The following is a 23916-nucleotide window of genomic DNA, read 5'->3' on the forward strand; positions in this document are numbered from 1 at the left end:
AGTGGTGTTCCAAGGATTGGCCGCCCCGGGACCGTCCACACAAGAACGCGTGTCCGGTGCTCCCTGCCGAGCGACTAGGGAACACTACCCCCGGCATCAGCCAAAGGCAAACATCCTGCGAGGGAACTCAGCCGGCTTCCCTCTTGAGCGATCGCTCAAGGTCTGCCAGCATGGCGACACCCGCTCTTGAGCGATCGCTCAAGAGCCTCCGCCGGCCCTGCAAGGAGCACCCATGCCCCGGAGCACCGCCACCGCCACCACTGCCACTGCCACGTCGATCTTCCGGAAGGCCCTCGGCTCGGACTTCGACCGGCTGCACCCCGAGCTCCAGCGACGCTTCGGGTTCTCCAGTCAGGACCGGATCGCGTGCATCGGTACCGGCCGGATGGACCAGGTGTGGCATGGGTCCCGCTTCGTGAAACAGGTCCTCCGGCTGGGAAGCGGCTGCAACATCCTCTTTCCGGAGAGCGGGCGCGACGTCGCCTTCACCATCGCGAACTACGCCTACCGGGACGGGTTCGACCGGGAGACGGTCACCTTCGTCCGGACCTTTCAGTTCACCCGGCCCCGACGGTTCGACGCGACGATGATCGCTTCGGAGCGGCCGAACACCGTCGTCGACTACCTGGGTACGCATCAGCACCTCGCGGTCGACCTGGAGTTCCGGGTGAGTCCGGCCGGCGGGTTGGTGATCACCTCGGGGGACCAGCGCGTGGCCGCGCTGCCGGGCTCGCCCCGGTGTCCCGGGGTGCTGACGGGGCGCGCCCGGGTGCACGAGTGGTTCGACGAGGCGGCGGGGCGGTTCCGGATCGAGGTGCGGGTCACCAATCCGGTGGTCGGGCCGGTGATGGGGTACCGGGGGTCGTTCACCACCGAGTACGTGCCCGTCGCGGACGGGGCCGGGGTGCCCACGTACGTCCGCCCCGTTCGGGAGCAGGCGCGCAGTTGACGGTGGGCGTAAGGGAGGGCGGCGGTCAGCGGCCGCGGGCCTCACGCGGCGTCAGGCGGGGGCGGGTCCCGCTCCCACTACGCTGCTCGGCATGAGCGACACGCGTGAACGACTGATGGAAGCGGCCGTCTCCGCGATCAGGCGGCACGGGATCGCGGGTGTCTCGGCTCGCAGCATCGCCACCGAGGCGGGGGCCAATCAGGCGCTGGTCTTCTACCACTTCAAGACGGTCGAGGGGCTGCTCGCCGCCGCGGCGCTCCGGGAGACCGGGCTGCGGCTGGAGCGCTACCGGCCCCGGCTCGACGAGGCCGGCTCGCTGCGCGAGCTGCTCCGGCTCGGCCGGGAGTTGCACGAGGAGGAGCGGGACCGGGGGAACGTGGCGCTGCTGGGGCACTTCCTCGCGGGGGCCGCCGCGTACCCGGCACTGGCGAGCGCTTCGGCGGAGGCGCTCGGGCTGTGGAGCGCGGAGATCGAGCGGGTGCTGGAACGGATCTTCCTGGGCCACCCGCTGGCCGAGGCCCTGGACGTACCGGGGCTGGCCCGGGCCGTCTCCGCCTCCTTCGTCGGTCTGGAGCTGTACGAGGGGGTGGACCCTGACGGGGCGTCGGCCGCCTTCGACGCGCTGGACCGGATGGGCGCGCTGGTGGAGGTGGTGGACGGGCTCGGGCCGGTCGCCGCCAAGGCGCTCAAGGCCACGCTCAAGCGGGGCGCCGCCCGGGCCGGTCGCGAGGGCTGACCCCGCGTCACCCAAGCGGCACGGCGGCGCGGCAGAACGGCAGCACGGCAGCACGGCAGCACGGCGGCCCGCCCCCTCAACGAGGGGGCGGGCCGCCGTCGTGTCACCCGGTCACCGGGCTCCGGTCAGGAGTTGGTGGGGAAGCCCAGGTTGATGCCGCCGTGCGAGGGGTCCAGCCAGCGCGAGGTGACGGCCTTGCCGCGGGTGAAGAACTGGACGCCGTCCGGGCCGTAGGCGTGGGCGTCGCCGAAGAGCGAGGCCTTCCAGCCGCCGAAGGAGTAGTAGGCGACCGGGACCGGGATCGGCACGTTGATGCCGACCATGCCGACCTCGACCTCGTGCTGGAAGCGCCGGGCGGCGCCGCCGTCGTTGGTGAAGATGGCGGTGCCGTTGCCGTACGGGTTGTTGTTGATGAGCGCCAGGCCCTCCTCGTAGGAGGAGACCCGGACCACCGAGAGCACCGGGCCGAAGATCTCGTCGTTGTAGACGGACATGCCGGGCTTGACGTGGTCGAACAGGGTGGGGCCGAGCCAGAAGCCGTCGGCCGTGGGGGTACCGGCGGTGTCCGTCTCGGAGATCGCGTGCTTGCGGCCGTCCACGGCGAGCTCGGCGCCGTCGGCGAGGCCGGACTCGACGTAGGAGGTGACCTTGTCGCGGTGCTGGCCGGTGACCAGCGGGCCCATCTCGCTGTCGCCGTTGCAGCCGGGGCCGACCTTGAGGGTGGCCATCCGCTGCTTGATCTTGTCGACCAGCTCGTCGCCGATCGGGTCGACCGCGACCAGGACGGAGACGGCCATGCAGCGCTCGCCGGCCGCGCCGAAGCCGGCGTTGATGGCGGCGTCGGCGCTCAGGTCGAGGTCGGCGTCGGGGAGGACCAGCATGTGGTTCTTGGCGCCGCCGAGGGCCTGGACGCGCTTGCCGTAGCGGGTGCCGGTCTCGTAGACGTACCGGGCGATCGGGGTGGAGCCGACGAAGCTGACGGCCTTGACGTCCGGGTGCTCCAGCAGGCGGTCGACGGCCACCTTGTCACCGTGCACGACGTTGAAGACGCCGTCCGGGAGGCCGGCCTCCTTCCACATCTGCGCGATGAAGTTGGCGGCGGACGGGTCCTTCTCGGAGGGCTTGAGGATGACGGTGTTGCCGGCCGCGATGGCGATCGGGAAGAACCACATCGGCACCATGGCCGGGAAGTTGAACGGGGAGATGATGGCGACCGGGCCGAGCGCCTGGCGGATCGAGTAGACGTCGATGCCGGTGGAGGCCTGCTCGGTGAAGCCGCCCTTCACGAGCTGCGGGATGCCGCAGGCGTACTCGACGACCTCCTGGCCGCGGGCCAGCTCGCCGAGCGCGTCCGAGTGCACCTTGCCGTGCTCGGCGACGATGATCGAGGCGAGCTCGTCCTTGCGGGCGTTGAACAGCTCGCGGAACGCGAACAGCACCTGGGTGCGCTTGGCGATCGAGGCGTGGCGCCACTCGGAGAAGGCCGAGACGGCCGACGCGACGGCCTGGTCCACCTCCTCGATGCCGGCGAAGTCGACCTGGCCGGTGACCAGACCGGTGGCCGGGTCGAAGATGTCGCCGCGCCGAGGGGCGGAGCCGGCGGTGGCGACGGGAGCGCCGTCGATCCAGTGAATGATGTGCTTGCTCAAGGTCCTCATGCCTCCGAAGTCCGATCACGGAACTACCGCGCTCGTTCTCCAGTCTGCTGACCGACCGGGCCCGTCTCAACGAACAGGCTGACGGGCAATGGAGATTCAGCCTTACAGGTCGTCATGCACGCGGGGCTGACGCACCAGCGCGGCGGCCTCGTGCAACGCCAGTTCCAGCAGCACCGGGTCGGTGAGCCGGCCCGAGCCGTCCGGCGGGGTCAGCCAGCGCAGCCCGCTCCCGCCGCCCACCGGGTACGGCAGGGCGACCCGGGTGCCGTGGCCGGCGCCGGCCACGCCGGTGCCGATCCAGCGGGCCGCGGTGCCGACCGGTACCAGGAAGCCGACCCGGGCGTCGCCGAAGTCGGCGAAGACCGGGCCGCCCGTACCGGCGAGCACCCGGTGGGCGGCCCGGCCGAGCAGGCCGGGCACCAGCAGCACGTCCCAGTGCCGGCCGGCGGGCAGCAGCATGACGCCGCGCCCGCCGCGTTCCCACTCCGCCCGGCAGGCCGCCGGGTCGTCGGCGGCCGACACCAGCCAGTCCAGCGGGGTGGTCTCCATCGCGCTCTCCTCGAAACTCCGGACATCCGTCAGGAGTGGAAGAGGGGCGCGAGCGCCGGGTCTTACACGCCTCCCCGCAACGAGCGGGACGAGACAGGAGGAGACGGGGAGGAGACGGGACGGGGCAGGAAAAGACGGACCGTCAGCGCAGCCGGGAAGAGGCCAGGATCGAGGCGAGGTGGGCGGGCACCATCACCCAGGTGACGGCGGCGAGCAGCGCGACCGCGGCCCGGGTGGGGGTGAGGTCGGCGGTCACCGTGTCGGCGACCGCGGCGGCGAGCAGCAGCAGCGAGGCCTCGATGCCGTTGGTGAGGCGGTGCACCTTGAAGGCGGAGGCGAGCCGCCGCAGGGTGGCGACGCCCTGGGAGCGCGGCTGGGCGGCGGTGTCCTCGGCGACGGCCAGGCCGCTGCGGGCCCGCGCCACGTCCACCAGGTCGGTGGAGGCCTTGAGCAGGACCACGCCCAGTGCGGTGGCGAAGCCGATCGTGGACCAGGCCCCGAAGTCGTTCTGGCCGGCCCGGAAGCCGGCTCCGGCGAGCAGGGCGGCGTCGGCCAGGTAGGCGCCGAGCCGGTCGACGTAGACGCCGGCGGTGGAGAACTGGCGCTTCCAGCGGGCGACCTCGCCGTCCACGCAGTCGAAGAGCAGGAAGCCCTGGAAGAGCACGGCGGCCAGCAGCGCGCCGGCCAGGCCGGGGATCAGCAGGGCGGCCCCGGCGCCGACGCCGCAGACCACCATCAGCCAGGTCAGGGTGTTGGGGCTGACCCGGGTGCGGACCAGCTGCCGGGTGACGCGCAGGGAGATCCCGCGCATGTAGAGCCGGCCGGCCCAGTGCTCGCCGTTGCGGCTGGCCAGTTTGGCGGCGGGCTGGCAGACCTCGCGCAGTTCGGCCAGGGAGGGGGCGGGGGCCATGGTGGCTCCTTCGGAGGGGACGGACGTCCAGGGGCGGGACGGCGCCAGGCTAGAGCAGGGCCGGAACGCGCCGGAGGGGCACCCCGCCGAAACGGAATGCCCCTCCCCCACGGACGCCCGGACGGACGGACCGTCAGCTGTCGAAGCCCAGGCCCAGCTTGTCGAGCGTGCGCAGCCAGAGGTTGCGGTGCCCGCCGCGCCGGTCGGAGCGGTCCAGCGACCACTTGGTCATCTCGATCCCGGCCCAGCGCACCGGCTCGGGCGGGAACGGCAGCGGCTTGCTGCGCACCATCTCCAGCGTGGTCCGCTCGGTGGTCTCGCCGGCGAGCAGGTCGAGCATCACCTCGGCGCCGTACCGGGTGGCGCCGACGCCGAGGCCGGTGAACCCGGCGGCGTACGCGACCCGGCCCTTGTAGGCGGTGTCGAAGAACGCCGAGAAGCGGGTGCAGGTGTCGATCGCGCCGCCCCAGGCGTGGGTGAAGCGGATGCCGTCCAGCTGCGGGAAGGTCTGGAAGAACTGCCGCGACAGGGTGCGGAAGGTCTCCGGGCGCTGGTCGTGCTCCGACTGCACCTTGCTGCCGAAGTGGTAGATGGTGTCGTAGCCGCCCCACAGGATCCGGTTGTCCGCGGAGAGCCGGAAGTAGTGGAACTTGTTGGCGCTGTCGCTGAGCCCCTGGCGGCCGGTCCAGCCGATCGAGGCGAGCTGCTCGTCGGTGAGCGGCTCGGTCATCAGCGCGTAGTCGTACACCGGGACGATGAACGGGCGGACCCGCTTGACCAGCGACGGGAACACGTTGGTGCCGAGCGCGACCTTGCGCGCGAAGACCCGGCCGTACGGGGTGCGGACGGCCATCCCGCTGCCGTACTCGGCGAGCGAGAGGCCCTTGGTGCGCTCGAAGATCCGCACGCCCTGGGAGAGGCAGGCGTCCTTGAGGCCCCAGGCCAGCTTGGCCGGGTGGAGCATGGCCACGCCGTCCCTGTCCCAGAGGCCGCCCAGGAAGGTGGGCGAGTCGACCTGCTCGCGCAGGGCGTCGGCGTCCAGGAAAGTGAGGTCGGTGCCGTACTCGGCGACCGCCTCGGCCACCTCGCGCAGCTCGGCGAGCTGGTGCGGCTGGGTGGCGATGTCGATCTCGCCGGTGCGCTCCCACTCGCAGTCGATGGAGTAGCGCTTGAGGGTGTCCTCGATGGCCTGGAGGTTGGCCATGCCCTGGCGCTCCAGCTCGGCCAGTTCACCGGGCCAGCGCTGGAGGCCGTTGCCGAATCCGTGGGTGAGGCTGGCGGCGCAGAACCCGCCGTTGCGCCCGGACGCCGCCCAGCCGATCTCGTGACCCTCGATCAGCACCACGTCGAGCGAGGGGTTCCGCTCCTTGGCGATCAGTGCGGTCCACAGGCCGGAGTAGCCGCCGCCCACCACCAGCAGGTCGCACCGGGTGTCGCCGACCAGGGCCGCGAGCGCCTCCGGCCGGCCCGGGTCCTCGAGCCAGAACGGGGTGGGACGGGCATCACTGAGGGCACGGGCAGAATCCATCTGCCTATCAGCTACTTTCTGCGGATTGACGGTTTTTCAGGGTGTGTACAGAGTGTCAGGCTCGCGCCTTCCGACGGTTGCCGACCCACTGGCCGACCACCGTCAGGACCACCGCGGCGATGAACATCGCGGTGCCGATCACGTTGACCTGCACCGGGATGCCGCGCTGCGAGGCGCCCCAGACGAACATCGGGAAGGTGACCGTGGTCGGTCCCGAGTTGAACTGGGTGATGATGAAGTCGTCGAAGGAGAGCGCGAAGCTGAGCAGCGCGCCGGCCGCGATGCCGGGGGCGGCGAGCGGCAGGGTGACCTTGAGGAAGGTCTGGAACGGGGTGGCGTAGAGGTCCTGGGCCGCCTGCTCCAGGCGCGGGTCCATGCTCATCACGCGGGCCTTGACCGCCGTCACCACGAAGCTGAGGCAGAACATGATGTGCGCGATCAGGATCGTGGTGAAGCCGAACGGGATCCGCATGTTGAGGAACAGGGTGCCCAGCGAGGCCGCCATCACGACCTCGGGCATGGCCATCGGCAGGAAGATCAGGCCGGTCGCGGTGCCCTTGCCGCGGAAGCGGTAACGGGCCAGCGCGAAGGCGACCATGGTGCCGAGCACGGTGGCGCCGAGGGTGGCCAGCACCGCGATCCGCAGCGAGAGCGAGAGCGAGCCGCACATGTCGGCCACGCCGCAGGGGTCGGTCCAGGCGTCGGTGGAGAACTGGTTCCACTCGTAGTTGAACTTGCCCGCGGGCTTGTTGAACGAGAAGGCCAGCACGACCAGGTTGGGCAGGATCAGGTAGGCCAGGGCGAGCAGCCCGGCCAGGGTGACCAGGTTGCGGCGCAGCCACTTCACGGGACGGTTCATCAGACCAGTTCCTCCGTCCCGGCCTTGCGCATGTAGACCGTCACCAGGCCCAGGATCAGGGCCATCAGGATGAAGCTCAGCGCGGCGGCCGTGGGGTAGTCCAGCACGTTCAGGAACTGCTTCTGGATCGCGTTGCCGATCATCTGCTCGCTGGGCGAGCCGAGCAGCTGGGCATTGATGTAGTCGCCCGAGGCGGGGATGAAGGTGAGCATGGTGCCCGCCACCACGCCCGGCAGCGAGATCGGGAAGGTGACCTTGCGGAAGGTGGTGAACGGCTTCGCGTACAGGTCGCCGGCCGCCTCGTGCAGCCGCGGGTCGATCCGCTCCAGCGAGGTGTAGAGCGGCAGGATCATGAACGGCAGGAAGTTGTACGTCAGGCCGCAGATCACCGCGAGCGGGGTGGCGAGCAGGCGCTGACCGGTGGTCAGGCCGAGCGCGTCGGTGACGTTCAGCAGGTGCAGGGCGTTGAGCGCCTCCACCACCGGGCCGCCGTCCGAGAGGATGGTCTTCCAGGCCAGGGTGCGGATCAGGAAGCTGGTGAAGAACGGGGCGATCACCAGGATCAGGATGACGTTGCGCCAGCGCTTGGAGGCCTTGAAGGCGATGGTGTACGCCAGCGGGTAGCCGATCGCCAGGCAGAGCAGGGTGGCCGCCCCGGCGTAGCCGAACGAGCGGAGGTAGTGCCACTTGTACTCGCCGAGCGCCTCCCAGTAGGTGGAGAAGTGCCAGGTGAGCCGGAAGCCCTGCTCCAGCGAGCCGGTCTGCAGCGAGGTGGAGGCCTGGTAGACCATCGGCACCACGAAGAAGACCACCAGCCAGGCCAGGCCGGGCAGCAGCAGCCAGTAGGCCGTCAGCTTCCGCTTGGCGGGCCGCTCCTGAAGCGGTATCACCTGGGGCGGTGCCGCCTCGGTGGTGCCGGTCACGCCGCCTCCTCCCCGGTGCCCGCGTCGATCGCCTGGTCGGCGTCGAGGCCGAAGGAGTGCGCCGGGTTCCAGTGCAGGACGACCTCGGCGCCGGGGGTGATCCGGGTGTCGCGGTCCATGTTCTGCTCGAAGACGGCGATCTCCTGGCCGCCGGCGGTGCGCACCACGTACTGGGTGGAGACGCCGATGAAGGCGGAGTCCAGCACCGTGCCGGTGAGCCGGTTGCGGCCCTCGGCGACCTCGGTGCCGGCCGCCCCGATGGTGATCTTCTCCGGGCGCACGCCCAGGTGAACCCGGCCGGCCGTGGTGGCGCAGCGGGCCTCGGGCAGGGCGAGCCGGGCGCCGTCGGCGTCCAGCAGCACCGAGCCGCCGGAGCGGCCGGTGACCTGAGCGGGGATCAGGTTGGACTGGCCGAGGAAGTTGGCCACGAAGGTGGTGGCGGGGTTCTCGTAGAGGTCGGCGGGGGCGCCGAGCTGCTCGACCCGGCCGCCGTTCATCACCGCGATGGTGTCGGCCATGGTCATGGCCTCCTCCTGGTCGTGGGTGACGTGCACGAAGGTGATGCCGACCTCGGTCTGGATCCGCTTGAGCTCCAGCTGCATCTGGCGGCGCAGCTTGAGGTCGAGGGCGCCGAGCGGCTCGTCGAGCAGCAGCACCTGCGGGTGGTTGATCAGTGCGCGGGCGACCGCGACGCGCTGCTGCTGGCCGCCGGAGAGCTGGTGCGGCTTGCGCCGGGCCATCGGGCCGAGCTCGACCAGCTCCAGCATCTCCTCGACCTGCTTCTTGACGTCCTTCCGGCCGCGGCGGCGCAGGCCGAAGGCGACGTTCTCGAAGATGTCCAGGTGCGGGAAGAGCGCGTAGCTCTGGAAGACGGTGTTCACCGGCCGCTTGTACGGCGGCAGCGCGGTGACGTCCTGACCCCCGATCAGGACGGTGCCGCTGGTGGGCTCCTCCAGGCCGGCGATCATCCGCAGGGTGGTGGTCTTGCCGCAGCCGGAGGCGCCGAGCAGGGCGAAGAAGGAGCCCTGCGGGACGGTCAGGTCCAGCGGATGGACGGCGGTGAAGGTGCCGTAGGTCTTGCCGATGCCGGTGAGGCGTACGTCGCCGCCGGCCGTCGCCGCCTCGCGCAGCTGCTTGGTCATGGGGGTCTCTCTGTCGGGGGTTCAGAAGCCGAGTGGGGTGGGTCAGGCGCCGATCAACTTCGAGAACTTGTCCTCGAAGGCGGTCTCCTCGGCCTCGGTCAGGCTGCGGAAGGTGTGCACCTTGGCGGCCATCTCGCGGGTCGGCACGACCAGCGGGTTCTCGGCCACCTCGGGTGCGATCTTCGCAAGCTCCGGCTGGATGTTCGCCACCGGGGACACGTAGCTGATCCCCGCCGTGAGCTGCGCCGCGATCTCCTGCTGGTAGTAGAAGTTGATCAGCAGCTCGGCGTTCTTCTTGTGCTGGGCCTTGGCCGGCACGAGCAGGTTGTCGGTGGAGGCCAGGTAGCCCTGCTCCGGGATGACGAACTCGATGTCCGGGTTGTCGGCCTTCAGCTGGATCAGGTCACCGCCCCAGGCGATGCAGGCCGCGATGTCCCCGGAGGAGAGCTCCTGGCCGTAGTCGTTGCCGGTGAACTTGCGGATCTGCTTGTTGTCCACGGCCTTCTGCACCCGGGCGACCGCGGCGTCGAAGTCGTCGGCGGTGAACTTGCCCGGCACCTTGCCCATCGACAGCAGCACCATGCCGATGGTGTCGCGCATCTCGGAGAGGAAGGTGACCCGGCCCTTCAGATCCGGGTCGTCCAGCAACTGGGCGACGGAGGTGACGGCCTTCCCCTTGGTGGCCTTCTTGTTGTAGGCGATCACCGTCTGGATGGAGGTCCAGGGGTAGGAGTACTGGCGGCCCGGGTCCCAGTCGGGGGCGCGGAAGCGGCCCTCCAGGTTGGTCAGCGCGTTGGTCAGGTTGGCCTGGTTGAGCTTCTGCGCCCAGCCGAGCCGGATCAGCCGGCCGGCCATCCAGTCGGTGAGCACCACCAGGTCCCGGCCGGTGTCCTGGCCGGCCGCCAGCTGCGGCTTGACCTTGCCGAAGAACTCGACGTTGTCGTTGACGTCCTCGGTGTACTTCACCTTGACGCCGGTCGCCGCGGTGAAGGCGTCCAGGGTGGGCCGCTTGGTCTCGTCCTTGGGGTCGACGTCGACGTAGAGCGGCCAGTTGGAGAAGTTCAGCGTCTTGTCGGTGTCGGAGGAGTCCGGCTCCGCCGCCGGGCTGCCCTCGGCCGAACCCGACTTGGCCGCGGGTATCCCGCAGGCCGCCAGGGTGCCGGTGCCGGCCATCAGCGCGGTGGCCTGGAGCAGCCGGCGCCGCGTCATCGCGGCCCGGCCGTTGGTCAGACTGCGCTCCCAGGCCTTGCGGACCGGGGCCGACAGACCGTCGGTGATCTCGTGGAACTCCATGCGGGGCACCCTTCGGGGAGAAGGCGGCGGAACAGACGGGGGTTATCTGTCTCCGAAGACCGTGCGGTGCCAGTCCTTCCTGGCGACCGCGGTGGTGTCGAACATGACGTGCTTGACCTGCGTGTACTCGTCCAGCGAGTACTGGGACATGTCCTTGCCGTAGCCGGAGGCCTTGTAGCCGCCGTGGGGCATCTCGCTGATGATCGGGATGTGGTCGTTGACCCAGACGCACCCGGCCTTGATCTCCCGGGTGGCCCGCAGCGAGCGGTGGACGTTGGTGGTCCAGGCGGAGGCGGCCAGGCCGTACGGGGTGTCGTTGGCCAGCCGCAGGCCCTCCTCGTCCGAGTCGAAGGGCAGCACCACCAGGACGGGGCCGAAGATCTCGCCCTGCACCACCTCGCTGTCCTGCGGGGCACCGGTGATCAGGGTCGGGAGGTGGTACGCGCCGACGCTCAGGTCGGTGCCGTCGTGGCCGAGCACCCGGGCCGGGCCGCCGGTGACCACGGTGGCGTACGAGCGGGCGCGCTCGACGAAGCCGGCCACCCGGTCCCGGTGGGCGTACGAGACCAGCGGGCCGAGGTCGGTGGCCGGGTTCAGCGGGTCGCCGATCCGGACCTGCCCGTACAGCTCGGCCACCCCGGCGACGAAGGCGTCGTAGAGCGGGCGCTGCACGTAGGCGCGGGTGGCGGCGGTGCAGTCCTGGCCGGAGTTGATCAGCGAGGCGGCCACCGCGCCGTGCACGGCGGCGTCCAGGTCGGCGTCGTCGAAGACCACGAACGGGGCCTTGCCGCCGAGCTCCAGGTGGGTGCGCTTGACGCCGGCCACGGCCAGCTCGGCCACCCGCTTGCCGACCGGGGTGGAGCCGGTGAAGGAGACCATCGCGACGTCCGGGTGCGAGACCAGGTGCTCGCCCGCGCCGCGGCCCGCACCGGTGACCACGTTGACCACGCCGTCCGGGATGCCCGCCTCGGTGCAGGCCCGGGCGAACATCAGCGAAGTGAGCGGGGTCAGCTCGGCCGGCTTGAGCACGATGGTGTTGCCCGCCGCGATCGCCGGGAGGATCTTCCAGGCCGCCATCTGCAGCGGGTAGTTCCACGGCGAGATCGAGCCGACCACGCCGATCGCCTCGCGGCGCACGTAGGAGGTGTGGTCACCGGAGTACTCACCGGCCGCCTTGCCCTCCAGGTTGCGGGCCGCACCGGCGAAGAAGGAGGTGTTGTCCACCGTGCCGGGCACGTCGAACTCGGTGGAGAGCTTGATCGGCTTGCCGGTCTGCGCGGTCTCCACCCGGGCGAGGTCCCCGGCGTGCTCCGCCAGCACCGCGGCCAGCTTCAGCAGCGCCTCGGACCGGGCGCCGGGGGTGGCGGCCGACCACTCCGGGAGCGCGGCCCGCGCGGCGGCGACGGCGGTGTCCACGTCCTCGTGCGAGGCCAGGGTGACGGTCTGTACGGTCTTCCCGGTGGCCGGGTTGACGACCTGGAAGGGCTCGGTGCCGGTGCCCCCGGTGAGCCGGCCGGCGATGTACTGCGCGCCCGCGCCGAAGTCGGTCAGATCCATCAGTGTCCTCCAGGTGCCCGGTGAGTCGGCCAGGGATCAGCGGGGTCCGGTGATCCTGACACCCGCCCGTTGCCGCTACAAGGGAATCCGCCGTTGCGTTCTGGTTACGCGACGGATTCCAAGGGCAACCCCACATTCATGCCACGACCCGGCCGGCGGGTCGGTGCTGCCGACCCGCTGACCTTGCCCGCTCACCCCGAAGGGTGACAAGGCTCACTCCGGCAGCCTCCGCCGCAGAGGCCTTACAGGGTGGAAAGGCGACAGGTCGTCCGGTCGATGCATGATTCACCTGACACCCTGACGCCCCCACCGGAAGGTGCCGCCGTGCTCCCCACCGTCGCCCGCGTGCTCGACCTCGACGTGATGCGGCGCGGCCTGCCGCAGGTCGTGGCCGGGGCCGAACACCTCGAACGCCCCGTCCGCTGGGTGCACGTCAGCGAGCTCCCCGACGTGGCCGGCATGCTCCAGGGCGGCGAACTCGTCCTCACCACCGGCATCGCCCTGCCCGAGGACCGCGACGGCCTGGCCCGCTACGTCCGCGAGCTCACCGAGATCGGCGCCGCAGGCCTGGTCGTCGAGTTCGGCCGCCGCTACTTCGACACCCTCCCCCGCGCCCTGGTGAACGCCGCCGAACAACGCGGCCTCCCCCTCGTCGCGCTCCGCCGCGAACTCCGCTTCGTCGCCGTCACCGAGGCCGTGCACGCCCTGGTGGTCAACGCCCAGCTGGAGCAACTGCGCACCTCCGAGGCGGTCCACCAGGTCTTCAACGAACTCGCCACCGAGGGCGCCGAGCCCGCCGAGGTGGTCCGCCAGGTGGCCCGGATGGCCGGCGCGCCCGTGGTGCTGGAGAACCTCGCCCACCAGGTACTGGCCCACGACACCGCCGGCCGCCCGGAGACCGAACTGCTGGAGGGCTGGGAGCGCCGCTCCCGCGGCGTCCACCCCACCGGCCGCACCGGCCACGACCCGCGCAGCGGCTGGCTGGTCACCACCGTCGGGGCGCGCGGCCAGGACTGGGGCCGCCTGGTGCTGGTCGCCGACCCCGGCCCGCTGCCCGCCGACACCGCCCACCCGCACGCCATGCTGCTCGAACGCGGCGCCGCGACCCTCGCGCTGAACCGGCTGGTGGTCCGCGACCGCGAGTCCCTGGAGCGGCAGACCCACCGCACCCTGCTCTCCGGCATCCTCACCCACGCCCTGACGGTCAGTGAGGTCGCCCTGCGGGCGGCGGCCCTGGGCGTCCCGCTGGACGGACGGCGGCTGGTCGGCGTGGTCCTGCGGCAGCGGCGCGGGCCGATCCCGGCCGCCCTGGAGGCGCAGGCCCGGCTGCGGGACTTCACCGAACTGGCCGCCACCGCGGTGCGGACCGGCCGGCTCTCCGCGCTGGTCGGCGCCCTGGACGACGAAGGCGTCGGACTGCTGATCGCGCTCGGCTCCGGGCAGGACGAGCACACGGCGCTGGAGTCCTTCGCAGCGGCCCTGCGGAAGCTGGTGGCGGAGGGCGCACGTGACGCCGCGGCACCCGCCCCCGAACCCGTGATCGCGGTCGGCTCCTCGGTCGGCTCGGTCCGGGACGCGCGGCGCACCCTGCTCGAAGCCACCCAGGTCGCGGACGCCGCCCTGCACGACGCACCCGGCGGGCGGGCGGCCTCGTACTACCGGCTGCCGGACGTGCGGCTGCGGGGCCTGCTGCACCTGCTCCGCGACGACGCGCGGCTGCAGACGTACGTCGAGCGGGAGCTCGGGCCGCTGCTCGCCTACGACGCCGAACACGGGGGCCAGCTGGTGCAGCTGCTGCGGATCTACTTGGAGCAGGGCCGCAACAAGTCCGCCGCCGCCGACGCCGCCCACCTCTCCCGGCCGTCCTTCTACGACCGCCTCCACAAGGTCGAACGCATCCTCGCCGTCGACCTCGACCAGGTGGAGTCCTGCCTGTCGCTGCACGTCGCCCTGCTCGCGCTCGACGCCGTGAGGCGCTGAAAGTGGTTACTCCGGGGGCGCGAGGAACTGCGCGAGTCCGGAAGGCGGACCAGCGCTAGATCGGGGCAGGCGAGCCAGTTGCACGTGCTGCCGTTCCCCCGCGCGCAGTTCCCCGCGCCCCTGGTGGCGCAGCCTCGTTGCTAGACGCCGGCGACGTTGCCCCAGATCTTGTGGAAGCCGGGCCGCTCGTCGGCGGTGACGTCCCGCATGGTCCGCAGCCGCGCCCGCATCTCGTCCGTCGGGAACATCAACGGCTCCTCGGCGAGCGCCGCCACCTCCGGGTCCTCGCTCTTCGCCAGGACCTCCCGCGCGGCCGGCACCGGGCAGATGTACTGCACCGCCGCCGCCAGCTCCGCCGCCACCTCGGGCTGGTAGTAGTAGTCGATCAGCAGCTCGGCGTTGGTCTTGTGAGCGGCCCGGTTCGGCACCATCAGGCTCTCGGCCCACAGCTCGCCGCCCTCCTCGGGCACCACGAACTCGATGTCCGGGTTCTCCGCCTTGAGCTGGATCGCGTCGCCGGAGTACGCCTGGCAGGCGACCGCCGCGCCCGAGGCGAGGTCGCTGGTGTAGTCGTTGCCGGTGAACCGCCGAACGTGCTTGGTGTCGACCATCTTCTGGACCAGTGCCATCGCCCGGTGCGCGTCGTCCGCGGTGAACTTCGAGATGTCCGCGCCCTGGGCGAGCATCAGCATGCCGATCGCCTCGTCCATCCCGGCGAACAGCGTGACCTTCCCCTTCAGGTCGGGGGCCCACAGGTCGGCGGTCGACTTCAGCTCGCGCCCCAGCGCCTTGCGGTTGTAGGCGATCCCGGTGATGCCGGACTGCCACGGCACGCTGTGCCGGCGCCCCGGGTCCCAGGCCGGGGAGGCCAGCTGCGGGTCGAGGTGCTCGGTGACGTTCGGCAGGTTGGCGGCCTCGTACTGCTGGACCCAGCCGAGCGAGACGTACCGTCCGGCCATCCAGTCGCTGACCACCATCAGGTCACGGCCCGGGTCCCCGCCCTGGGCCAGTACCGGGCTGATCTTGCCGAAGAACTCGTCGTTGTCGTTGATGTCCTCGGTGTAGGTGACCTCGATCCCGGCGTCCTTGGCGAAGGCGTCCAGGGTGGGGCGCCCGCCCTTGTCGTCGGTGTCGATGTACTGCGTCCAGTTGGAGAACTGGAGCGCCTTGTCCTGCTCCGACCGGTCCGGCCCCGCGCGGCGCTCCTCCGGGACGTACGCGGCGGGGATGCCGCAGGCGGAGAGGCTCAGCAGGCCGGCGGTGCCGAGCAGGGCGCGGCGGGTGAAGGTCATCAGTGGTTCTCCGGGCAAGGGGACGGCCCCGGGCTGGTCGCCCGGGGCCGTGCCGAACGATACGTCAGACGGTGTGCGCGTCGGTGAGGTTGAGCACCTCGTCCAGGACGGCGAGGCCGGTCTTGGCCTCCTCCTCGCTGACGGTGCACGGCGGGACCACGTGGAAGCGGTTCATGTTCACGAACGGCCACAGGCCGCGCTTCTTGCAAGCGGCCGCCAGCTCGGCCATCGGGGCGTTGGCGGGGCCGGCCGCGTTGTACGGCACCAGCGGCTCGCGGGTCTCGCGGTTCTTCACCAGGTCGAGCGCCCAGAACACGCCGAGCCCGCGGACCTCGCCGATGGAGGGGTGACGCTCCGCCAGCTCGCGCAGGCCGGGGCCGAGCACCGTCTCGCCGATGTGCCTGGCGTGCTCCACGATGCCCTCCTCCGCCATCGTGTTGATGGTCGCGACGGCGGAGGCGCAGGCCAGCGGGTGGCCGGAGTAGGTGAGGCCGCCGGGGAAGACCCGCTCGGCGAAGGTGGCCGCGATCTCGGCCGAGATGGCCACGCCGCCGAGCGGCAGGTAGCCGGAGTTGACGCCCTTGGCGAAGGTCAGCAGGTCCGGGGTGACGCCCCAGTGGTCGGCGGCGAACCAGGCACCGGTGCGGCCGAAGCCGGCCATCACCTCGTCCAGGATGAAGACGATGCCGTACCGGTCGCAGATCTCGCGGACGCCCGCCAGGTAGCCGGCCGGCGGGATCAGGATGCCCGCGGTGCCGACCACGGTCTCCAGGATGATCGCGGCGACGGTGCCGGGACCCTCGAACGCGATGGTCTGCTCCAGGTGGGCGAGCGCGCGCTCGCACTCCTGGGCCTCGTTCTCGGCGTGGAAGTTGGAGCGGTAGGCGTACGGGCCCCAGAAGTGCACGATGCCGGAGACACCGGTCTCGTTGGCCCAGCGGCGGGGGTCACCGGTCAGCGTGATCGCGTTGGCGGTGGCGCCGTGGTACGAGCGGTAGGTGGCGAGCACCTTGTGGCGGCCGGTGTGCAGCCGGGCCATCCGGATGGCGTTCTCGTTCGCCTCGGCGCCGCCGTTGGTGAAGAAGATCTTGTCCAGGTCGCCCGGGGTGCGCTCGGCGATGAGGCGGGCCGCCTCGGAGCGGGACTCCTCGGCGAAGCCGGGGGCGATGGTGCAGAGCTGGGCGGCCTTCTGCTGGATCGCGGCGACCACCTTGGGGTGCTGGTGGCCGATGTTGGTGTTCACCAGCTGGGAGGAGAAGTCGAGGTAGCGGTTGCCCTCGTAGTCCCAGAAGTACGAGCCCTCGGCACCGGCCACCGCGAGGGGGTCGATCAGCGCCTGGGCGGACCACGAGTGGAAGACGTGCGCGCGGTCGGCGGCCTTGACGGCCTGCCCGGCGGCCGGATCAGCAGTGGGGATGCTCATGCCGGTAAGCGTAGGGAAACCGGCGCCTGACGTGCAGTTGCATCCTGTCAGGCGGACGCCGCGTCGCCCGACACCCTGACAAACGAGGGGCGCGGAGCCGGTGGCCCCGCGCCCCTCGGCGCATCATCGGATCGCGGTCATGCTGCGCCTGGTGGTGACGACCCGCCAGATCGCGGTCATGCTGCGCCCGATGGTGACGACCCGCTAGATCGCGGTCATCACGTGCTTCACCCGGGTGTAGTCCTCGAAGCCGTACGAGGAGAGGTCCTTGCCGTAGCCGGACTTCTTGAAGCCACCGTGCGGCATCTCCGCGACCAGCGGGATGTGGGTGTTGATCCAGACGCAGCCGAAGTCCAGGCGGCGGGACATCCGCATGGCGCGGGCGTGGTCCTTGGTCCAGACCGAGGAGGCCAGCGCGTACTCGACGCCGTTGGCGTAGCCGACGGCCTGGTCCTCGTCGGAGAACTTCTGCACGGTGATGACCGGGCCGAAGACCTCGTTCTGGATGATCTCGTCGTCCTGGTTCAGGCCGGAGACCACGGTCGGGGCGTAGAAGTAGCCGACCTCGCCGACCCGGTGGCCACCGGCCTCGACCTTGGCGTGGGCGGGCAGGCGCTCGATGAAGCCGGCCACCTGCTTGAGCTGGTTGGCGTTGTTCAGCGGGCCGTAGAGCACGTCCTCGTCGTCCACGCCGCCGGTCTTGGTCTCCGCGGCGGCCTTGGCCAGCGCGGCGACGAACTCGTCGTGGATCGACTCGTGCACCAGCACGCGGGTGGCGGCGGTGCAGTCCTGGCCGGCGTTGAAGTAGCCGGCGACCGAGATGCCCTCGACGGCCTCGGCGATGTCGGCGTCCTCGAAGACCACGACCGGGGCCTTGCCGCCCAGCTCCAGGTGGACCCGCTTGACGTCCTTGGCGGCCGACTCGGCGACCTGGATGCCGGCCCGGACCGAGCCGGTGATGGAGGCCATCGCCGGGGTGGAGTGCTCGACCATCAGGCGGCCGGACTCGCGGTCGCCGCAGATCACGTTGAAGATGCCGGCCGGCAGCTCCAGGTCCTTAAGCACGCCTCCGATGATCTCGGCCAGCAGCACGGTGGAGGCCGGGGTGGTGTCGGAGGGCTTGAGGACCACGGTGTTGCCCGCGGCGATGGCCGGGGCGAACTTCCACACGGCCATCATCATCGGGTAGTTCCACGGCGCGACCTGGGCGCAGACGCCGACCGGCTCGCGGCGGACGATCGAGGTCATGCCGTCCATGTACTCGCCCGCGGCCTTGCCCTCCAGCAGACGGGCGGCGCCGGCGAAGAAGCGCAGCTGGTCGACCATCGGGCCGATCTCCTCGGAGAGGGTCAGCCCGCGCGGCTTGCCGGTGTTGCGCACCTCGGCGTCCACGATCTCGTCGGCGCGCGCCTCGACCGCGTCGGCGATCTTCAGCAGCAGCTTCTGCCGGGTGGAGGGAGTGGCGTCGCGCCAGGCCGGGAAGGCCGCGGCGGCGGCGTCCATGGCGGCGTCCACGTCGGCCGCGCCCGACAGCGGGGACGTCGCGTACACCTCGCCGGTGGTCGGGTCGATCACGTCGAGCGTGCGGCCGTCGGCCGCATCGACGAACTCACCGTTGACGTAGTTGCGCAGCGTCTGAAGCTCGCTCACGGAAGTCTCTCCTCGGTCGGGGCCTGCCACGTTGCAGGGACACCGGCGCCAGGGTACCTCCGGGCGCCGGGCGGCCGGCTGGGAAGCGCCGGTCCACGGTTGGGTGCGTACCCGCCTGCGCGTGTACCTGACCAGAGTAGCCGGTGGGCTTACGTTCTCGACAGCCCATCAATGGAAGACCCACGTAATCCGCAGGCCAAACCGGAAACCACGACGAAATCAGCAGCGAGAGCAGTTGCGCCTGACGAAACGATCAGGCACAGTGGCGACGTGGCCAACCGCGACCGGAACGCCAGCGTTCCCCTCGACGCCGCCTCCAAGGCGATCATCGAGCAGCTCCAGGAGGACGGGCGCCGCCCGTACGCCGCCATCGGCAAGGCCGTCGGCCTGTCCGAGGCGGCCGTGCGCCAGCGGGTCCAGAAGCTGCTCGACCAGGGCGTGATGCAGATCGTCGCCGTGACCGACCCCCTCACCGTCGGATTCACCCGGCAGGCGATGGTCGGGATCAACGTCGAAGGTGACATCGAGCCCGTCGCCGACGCGCTGGCCGCCCTCGACGAGGTCGACTACGTGGTCTGCACCGCAGGCTCGTTCGACCTGCTGGCCGAGCTGGTCTGCGAGGACGACGAGCACCTGCTCGAACTGATCAACAAGCGCATCCGCGCCCTTCCCGGCGTGCGGAGCACCGAGAGCTTCGTTTACCTGAAGCTCCGGAAACAGACCTACACCTGGGGCACCAGATGACGGACCTTTCCAAGACCGCCTACGACCACCTGTGGATGCACTTCACCCGCATGTCGTCGTACGAGAAGAACCCCGTCCCCACCATCGTGCGTGGTGAGGGCGTCTACGTCTGGGACGACAAGGGCAAGAAGTACCTCGACGGCCTCGCCGGCCTGTTCGTGGTCCAGGCCGGTCACGGCCGCGAGGAGCTGGCCGAGGCCGCCGCCAAGCAGGCCAAGGAGCTCGCCTTCTTCCCGGTGTGGAGCTACGCCCACCCGAAGGCGATCGAGCTGGCCGAGCGCCTGGCCAACTACGCCCCGGGCGACCTGAACAAGGTCTTCTTCTCCACCGGCGGCGGCGAGGCCGTCGAGACCGCCTGGAAGCTGGCCAAGCAGTACTTCAAGCTGACCGGCAAGCCGACCAAGCACAAGGTCATCTCGCGCTCCATCGCGTACCACGGCACCCCGCAGGGCGCCCTCTCCATCACCGGCCTGCCGGGCCTGAAGGCCCCGTTCGAGCCGCTGGTGCCGGGCACCCACAAGGCGCCGAACACCAACATCTACCGCGCTCCCGAGTACCTCGCGGGCCCGGACGGCACCGTCGACCCGGAGTTCTACGGCCGCTGGGCCGCGGACCAGGTCGAGCAGGCCATCCTGTTCGAGGGCGCCGACACCGTCGCCGCCGTCTTCGTCGAGCCGGTGCAGAACGCCGGTGGCTGCTTCCCGCCGCCGCCCGGGTACTTCCAGCGCCTGCGCGAGATCTGCGACCGCCACGACGTGCTGCTGGTCTCGGACGAGGTCATCTGCGCCTTCGGCCGCCTCGGCACCATGTTCGGCGCCGACAAGTTCGGCTACCAGCCCGACATGATCACCTGCGCCAAGGGCATGACCTCGGGCTACAGCCCGATCGGCGCCACCATCATCTCGGACCGCCTCGCCGAGCCGTTCTACAAGGGCGACAACGCCTTCCTGCACGGCTACACCTTCGGTGGCCACCCGGTCTCCTCCGCGGTGGCGCTGGCCAACCTCGACATCTTCGAGCGCGAGGGCCTGAACCAGCACGTGCTCGACAACGAGTCGAAGTTCCTCGGCACCCTGGGCAAGCTCCACGACCTGCCGATCGTCGGCGACGTCCGCGGCAACGGGTACTTCTACGGCATCGAGCTGGTGAAGGACAAGGTCACCAAGGAGTCGTTCAACGACGACGAGATCGAGCGCGTGCTGTACGGCTTCCTCTCCAAGGAGCTGTACAACAACGGCCTCTACTGCCGCGCCGACGACCGTGGCGACCCGGTCATCCAGCTGGCGCCGCCGCTGATCTCCGACCAGTCGACCTTCGACGAGATCGAGCAGATCCTGCGGCAGACGCTGACCGACGCGTGGGCGAAGATCTGACGGCCTGACCGGCCCTCCGTCCCACCCTCCGCCCGAGGCGGCCTCCTTCCGGGGGCCGCCTCCGGCGTTTTCCGGTGATCAACACGCCGGATTCGTCACTCTTCGGACCGGAATGCCCCCTGAACGGCTCAGTGTGCCGCATCCCCGACCCGCCCCGGTCGTTCTAATCTGACGACTGTCATATCCGCGTTCGGCACAGGATGGACCTCATGTCAGCGGCCCCGCCCGACAACGACGTGCTCTGGGCCCGGGGGATCGTCAAGTCCCACCACGGCACCCCCGCCCTCCGCGGCGTCTCGATCGGCGTCCGGGAGGGCGAGGTCCTCGCCGTCACCGGGCCCCGCGGCTCCGGCAAGAGCACCCTGCTCGGCTGCCTCTCCGGCCTGCTCCCGGTGGACGAGGGCGAGGTCTGGTTCAACAGCTCCCCCGTGCACACCCTCGGCCGGGCCGGCCGCGAGCGGCTGCGCCGCGAACGCTTCGGCTTCGTCGGCTCCGAACCGCACCTGGTGCCGGAGCTCACCGCCCGCGAGAACGTCGCCCTGCCCCTGCTGCTCTCCGGCGTCGGCCACAAGGCCGCCCACACTGCGGCCGCCGAGTGGCTGGAGCGGCTGGACGTGGCCGAGCACGCCAAGCAGCGCCCGGCCGAGCTGGTGCAGAGCCAGCGCCAGCGGATCGCGGTGGCCCGCGCCCTCGCCCCGCTGCCCCCGGTGGTCTTCGCGGACGACCCCACTGCCCCGCTGCACCGCGAGGCCCAGGACCAGGTGCTGCGGATACTGGCCACCGCCGCCCGCTCCCACCAGCTCACCCTGGTGCTCGCCACCCACGACCCGGAACTGGCCCGGTACGCCGACCGCACCGTCGCGCTCGCCGACGGCCGGCTCACCGGCCCGGCCGTCCCGGTCGGCCGGGGGCAGCAGGCCGGCACCGTTCCCGCGGGGCGCTGAGCATGCTCTACCTCCGCCTCGCCCGCGGCTACCGGGCCTCCGACCTGCTCCGCTGGCTGCTCACCGCGACCGCCGCCGCCCTGGTGGCGGCGCTGCTGCTGCGCGCCCTCGGCCGCGCCCTCGGCACCCCCGGCACCGACGCGCTCCCCCGGCTGCTCTGGTGCCTGCCGCCGCTGGCCGCCGTCGGCTGGTTCGCCGCCGCAGCCGCCCGGGCGGTGCCCGCCGCCCGGCCCGAACGGATCAACGGCCTCACCGCCGCCGGGGCCGGCCCGGTCCGGATCCGGCTGCTGATCGCCGGCGAGATCGCCCTCGCCTGCACCCTCGGCAGCCTGCTCGCCCTGCTCGCCTTCCTGGTGCTGCGCAACGACATCGCCGGACCCTCGCTCGCCGCCGACCTCGGCATGGGCACCCCGCTCCCGGCCGCCGCCCCGCTCACCCTGCTGGCCCTCGTCCCGCTCGCCGCGGGCCTGTGCGCCGCCCTCGCCGTCCCGGCCGCCGACCCGCTGCCCACCGGCGGCGGGCCCACCGCCCGCACCGGCTTCCCCACCGCCCTGACCGCCACCGGCCTCGGCCTCCTGGTGGCCGGCACCGCCTTGGAGCTGTACGGGCTGCGGCCCGGCGCCGCCGCCGACGGCCGCCCGGTCGACCTGCCCGGCGGCCTCGGCGACACCAGCCACGCCGCGCTCACCGGCTGGGCCATGGCAGCCCTGGGCCTGGCCCTGCTCACCGGACCCCTGCTCGCGCTGGCGGGCCGGGTGCTCGCACTCGGCCGCCCGGCCCCGATCCGCCTGCTGGCCGGCCGCGGCCTCACCGCCGAGGCCCGCCGGCTCGCCGCCCCGCTCGCGGTGCTCGCCCTCACCGCGGCCGCCGTGCTCACCGCCTTCCGCCACTGGGGCGACCGCCCCGGCACCGGCGAGGCGCTGACCGGCCTGGCCGCCGTCCTGGTGATCTCCTGCGCGGCCGCCGCCGTGGCCGCCCGGGCCAACGAGGTCCGCCACTCCCGACGGTCCGTCAGCTCCACCCTGCTCCGCCTCGGCGCCGCCCCCGGGCTGCTGTTCGGCGCCGCCGTGCTGCGGGTGCTCACCGCGGGGACCGTCCTGCTGCTGACCGGCGGTCTGACCGCCGCCCTGGCGGCCGGCGCGCTCTCCTGACCCCGACGCCCGACCCCTGACGTACGGAAGGGCCCGGTGGACGCTCCGTCCACCGGGCCCTCCCCGTCGCTGCCTGACCGGCCGTCAGCCCGCCGCCGCCAGCTGCCCGCAGGCGCCGTCGATCTCCTGGCCTCGGGTGTCCCGGACCGTGGTCGGCACGCCGTGCGACTGGAGGCGGCGGACGAACTCCCGCTCGTCCTCGGGCCGCGAGGCGGTCCACTTCGAACCCGGCGTCGGGTTCAGCGGGATCAGGTTCACGTGCACCCGGTGGTTCTTGATCAGACGGCCGAGCAGGTCGGCCCGCCACGCCTGGTCGTTGATGTCCTTGATCAGCGCGTACTCGATGGAGATCCGGCGGCCGGACTTCTCCGCGTAGTTCCACGCGGCGTCCAGCACCTCCTCGACCTTCCAGCGGGTGTTCACCGGCACCAGCTCGTCGCGCAGCTCGTCGTCCGGCGCGTGCAGCGAGAGCGCGAGGCGGCAGGAGAGCCCCTCGTCCGCGAACCGGTACATGGCCGGGACCAGGCCGACGGTCGAGACCGTGATGCCGCGCTGGGAGAGGCCGAAGCCGTCCGGCGCCGGGTCGGTCAGCCGGCGGATCGAGGCCAGCACCCGGTTGTAGTTGGCGAGCGGCTCGCCCATGCCCATGAAGACCACGTTGGACAGCCGCGCCTCACCGCCCGGCATCTCGCCGGAGCGCAGCGAACGCATGCCCGCGGCGATCTGCTCCACGATCTCGGCGGTGGAGAGGTTCCGGGTCAGCCCGGCCTGGCCGGTCGCGCAGAACGGGCAGTTCATCCCGCAGCCCGCCTGCGAGCTGATGCACATCGTCACCCGGTCCGGGTAGCGCATCAGCACCGACTCGACCAGCACGCCGTCGAACAGCTTCCACAGCGTCTTGCGGGTCTCGTCGTTGTCGCAGGACACGTGCCGGACCACCGACATCAGGTCCGGCAGCAGCGCCTCGGTCAGCTTCTCCCGGCTGGCGGCGGGCATGTCCGTCCACTGCGAGGGGTCGTCCGAGAGCCGGCCGAAGTAGTGGTTCGACAGCTGCTTCGCGCGGAACGGCTGCTCGCCCAGCTCGGCGACGGCCGCCTTCCGCTCGGCAGCCGAGAGGTCGGCGAGGTGTCGCGGGGGCTTGGCGCCACGCGGCGCGACGAAGGTGAGTTCTCCGGGCTTAGGCATGATTCATCCAGTGTCTCAGATCGAAAAGGCCCCGGACGCTACGGCGTCCGGGGCCCTTCCTGAGGGTGCG

The 23916-nt window shown here is 71.4% G+C and carries 20 protein-coding genes; 7 read left to right on the top strand and 13 right to left on the bottom strand.

Annotated elements, in window-relative coordinates; genetic code table 11:
• The first annotated feature begins 232 nt into the window (after positions 1-232).
• Together ACIA8O_RS37425 and ACIA8O_RS37430 are read left to right on the top strand one after the other, a co-directional pair.
• Positions 233-949, top strand: a complete 717-nt coding sequence (locus ACIA8O_RS37425) for a DUF4166 domain-containing protein (RefSeq protein WP_396298541.1) — start codon at positions 233-235, stop codon at positions 947-949.
• Between the two features lie 91 nt (positions 950-1040).
• Complete coding sequence (locus ACIA8O_RS37430; protein ID WP_396298542.1) at positions 1041-1685, top strand: TetR/AcrR family transcriptional regulator; 645 nt, start codon at positions 1041-1043, stop codon at positions 1683-1685.
• A 125-nt stretch (positions 1686-1810) separates the two neighbouring features.
• Here ACIA8O_RS37430 and ACIA8O_RS37435 read toward each other — a convergent pair whose 3' ends face one another.
• The 9 genes from ACIA8O_RS37435 to ACIA8O_RS37475 form a co-directional block, all read right to left on the bottom strand.
• Positions 1811-3334: a CoA-acylating methylmalonate-semialdehyde dehydrogenase gene (locus ACIA8O_RS37435; protein ID WP_396298543.1), complete on the bottom strand. Its 1524-nt coding sequence runs from the start codon at positions 3332-3334 to the stop codon at positions 1811-1813.
• A gap of 111 nt (positions 3335-3445) precedes the next feature.
• The gene (locus tag ACIA8O_RS37440) at positions 3446-3892 is read right to left on the bottom strand and encodes a hypothetical protein (RefSeq protein ID WP_396298544.1); all 447 of its coding nucleotides are present in this window, start codon (positions 3890-3892) and stop codon (positions 3446-3448) included.
• Positions 3893-4034: 142 nt separating this feature from the next.
• The gene (locus ACIA8O_RS37445; protein ID WP_396298545.1) at positions 4035-4802 is read right to left on the bottom strand and encodes a CDP-alcohol phosphatidyltransferase family protein; all 768 of its coding nucleotides are present in this window, start codon (positions 4800-4802) and stop codon (positions 4035-4037) included.
• Between the two features lie 133 nt (positions 4803-4935).
• Entirely contained in the window at positions 4936-6330 is a 1395-nt protein-coding gene (locus ACIA8O_RS37450; RefSeq protein ID WP_396298546.1) for an NAD(P)/FAD-dependent oxidoreductase, read from the bottom strand.
• Positions 6331-6385: 55 nt separating this feature from the next.
• Entirely contained in the window at positions 6386-7189 is an 804-nt protein-coding gene (locus ACIA8O_RS37455; RefSeq protein WP_396298547.1) for an ABC transporter permease, read from the bottom strand.
• A complete protein-coding gene (locus ACIA8O_RS37460; protein WP_396298548.1) occupies positions 7189-8112 on the bottom strand; it encodes an ABC transporter permease in 924 nt (307 codons plus the stop codon). Before ACIA8O_RS37460 ends, ACIA8O_RS37455 begins: the two co-directional genes overlap by 1 nt.
• Positions 8109-9254, bottom strand: coding sequence for an ABC transporter ATP-binding protein (locus ACIA8O_RS37465; protein ID WP_396298549.1), 1146 nt, complete (start codon positions 9252-9254; stop codon positions 8109-8111). The genes ACIA8O_RS37460 and ACIA8O_RS37465 overlap by 4 nt, the downstream gene beginning before the upstream one ends.
• A 42-nt stretch (positions 9255-9296) precedes the next feature.
• Positions 9297-10547: an extracellular solute-binding protein gene (locus ACIA8O_RS37470; protein WP_396298550.1), complete on the bottom strand. Its 1251-nt coding sequence runs from the start codon at positions 10545-10547 to the stop codon at positions 9297-9299.
• 42 nt (positions 10548-10589) lie between these two features.
• Positions 10590-12104 (bottom strand): gamma-aminobutyraldehyde dehydrogenase, encoded by a 1515-nt coding sequence (locus ACIA8O_RS37475; protein WP_396298551.1) that lies wholly within the window; start codon positions 12102-12104, stop codon positions 10590-10592.
• 324 nt (positions 12105-12428) lie between these two features.
• Here ACIA8O_RS37475 and ACIA8O_RS37480 point away from each other — a divergent pair, with 324 nt between their 5' ends.
• The gene (locus ACIA8O_RS37480; protein ID WP_396298552.1) at positions 12429-14084 is read left to right on the top strand and encodes a PucR family transcriptional regulator; all 1656 of its coding nucleotides are present in this window, start codon (positions 12429-12431) and stop codon (positions 14082-14084) included.
• A 140-nt stretch (positions 14085-14224) separates the two neighbouring features.
• Here ACIA8O_RS37480 and ACIA8O_RS37485 read toward each other — a convergent pair whose 3' ends face one another.
• The 3 genes from ACIA8O_RS37485 to ACIA8O_RS37495 form a co-directional block, all read right to left on the bottom strand.
• A complete protein-coding gene (locus ACIA8O_RS37485; RefSeq protein ID WP_396298553.1) occupies positions 14225-15376 on the bottom strand; it encodes a spermidine/putrescine ABC transporter substrate-binding protein in 1152 nt (383 codons plus the stop codon).
• A 64-nt stretch (positions 15377-15440) separates the two neighbouring features.
• Positions 15441-16799 carry an aspartate aminotransferase family protein gene (locus tag ACIA8O_RS37490; protein WP_396298554.1) on the bottom strand — a complete coding sequence of 453 codons (1359 nt, stop codon included), beginning with the start codon at positions 16797-16799 and terminating at the stop codon, positions 15441-15443.
• A 204-nt stretch (positions 16800-17003) separates the two neighbouring features.
• The gene (locus ACIA8O_RS37495; RefSeq protein WP_396298555.1) at positions 17004-18449 is read right to left on the bottom strand and encodes a gamma-aminobutyraldehyde dehydrogenase; all 1446 of its coding nucleotides are present in this window, start codon (positions 18447-18449) and stop codon (positions 17004-17006) included.
• 270 nt (positions 18450-18719) lie between these two features.
• On the opposite strand from ACIA8O_RS37495, the gene ACIA8O_RS37500 reads away from it, so the two are divergent.
• The 4 genes from ACIA8O_RS37500 to ACIA8O_RS37515 all read left to right on the top strand — a co-directional run bounded on the left by ACIA8O_RS37500 (position 18720) and on the right by ACIA8O_RS37515 (position 22661).
• The gene (locus ACIA8O_RS37500) at positions 18720-19193 is read left to right on the top strand and encodes an Lrp/AsnC family transcriptional regulator (protein ID WP_057232352.1); all 474 of its coding nucleotides are present in this window, start codon (positions 18720-18722) and stop codon (positions 19191-19193) included.
• Entirely contained in the window at positions 19190-20566 is a 1377-nt protein-coding gene (locus tag ACIA8O_RS37505; protein ID WP_345285580.1) for an aspartate aminotransferase family protein, read from the top strand. The genes ACIA8O_RS37500 and ACIA8O_RS37505 overlap by 4 nt, the downstream gene beginning before the upstream one ends.
• A gap of 209 nt (positions 20567-20775) precedes the next feature.
• A complete protein-coding gene (locus tag ACIA8O_RS37510) occupies positions 20776-21510 on the top strand; it encodes an ABC transporter ATP-binding protein (protein ID WP_396298556.1) in 735 nt (244 codons plus the stop codon).
• A 2-nt stretch (positions 21511-21512) separates the two neighbouring features.
• Positions 21513-22661: a hypothetical protein gene (locus ACIA8O_RS37515; protein WP_396298557.1), complete on the top strand. Its 1149-nt coding sequence runs from the start codon at positions 21513-21515 to the stop codon at positions 22659-22661.
• A gap of 84 nt (positions 22662-22745) precedes the next feature.
• On the opposite strand, the gene rlmN is transcribed toward ACIA8O_RS37515, so the two are convergent.
• Entirely contained in the window at positions 22746-23846 is a 1101-nt protein-coding gene (rlmN, locus tag ACIA8O_RS37520) for a 23S rRNA (adenine(2503)-C(2))-methyltransferase RlmN (RefSeq protein ID WP_396298558.1), read from the bottom strand.
• Positions 23847-23916: the final 70 nt, after the last annotated feature.

The organism is Kitasatospora sp. NPDC051853, from assembly GCF_044452665.1.
Classification (GTDB): Bacteria; Actinomycetota; Actinomycetes; order Streptomycetales; family Streptomycetaceae; genus Kitasatospora.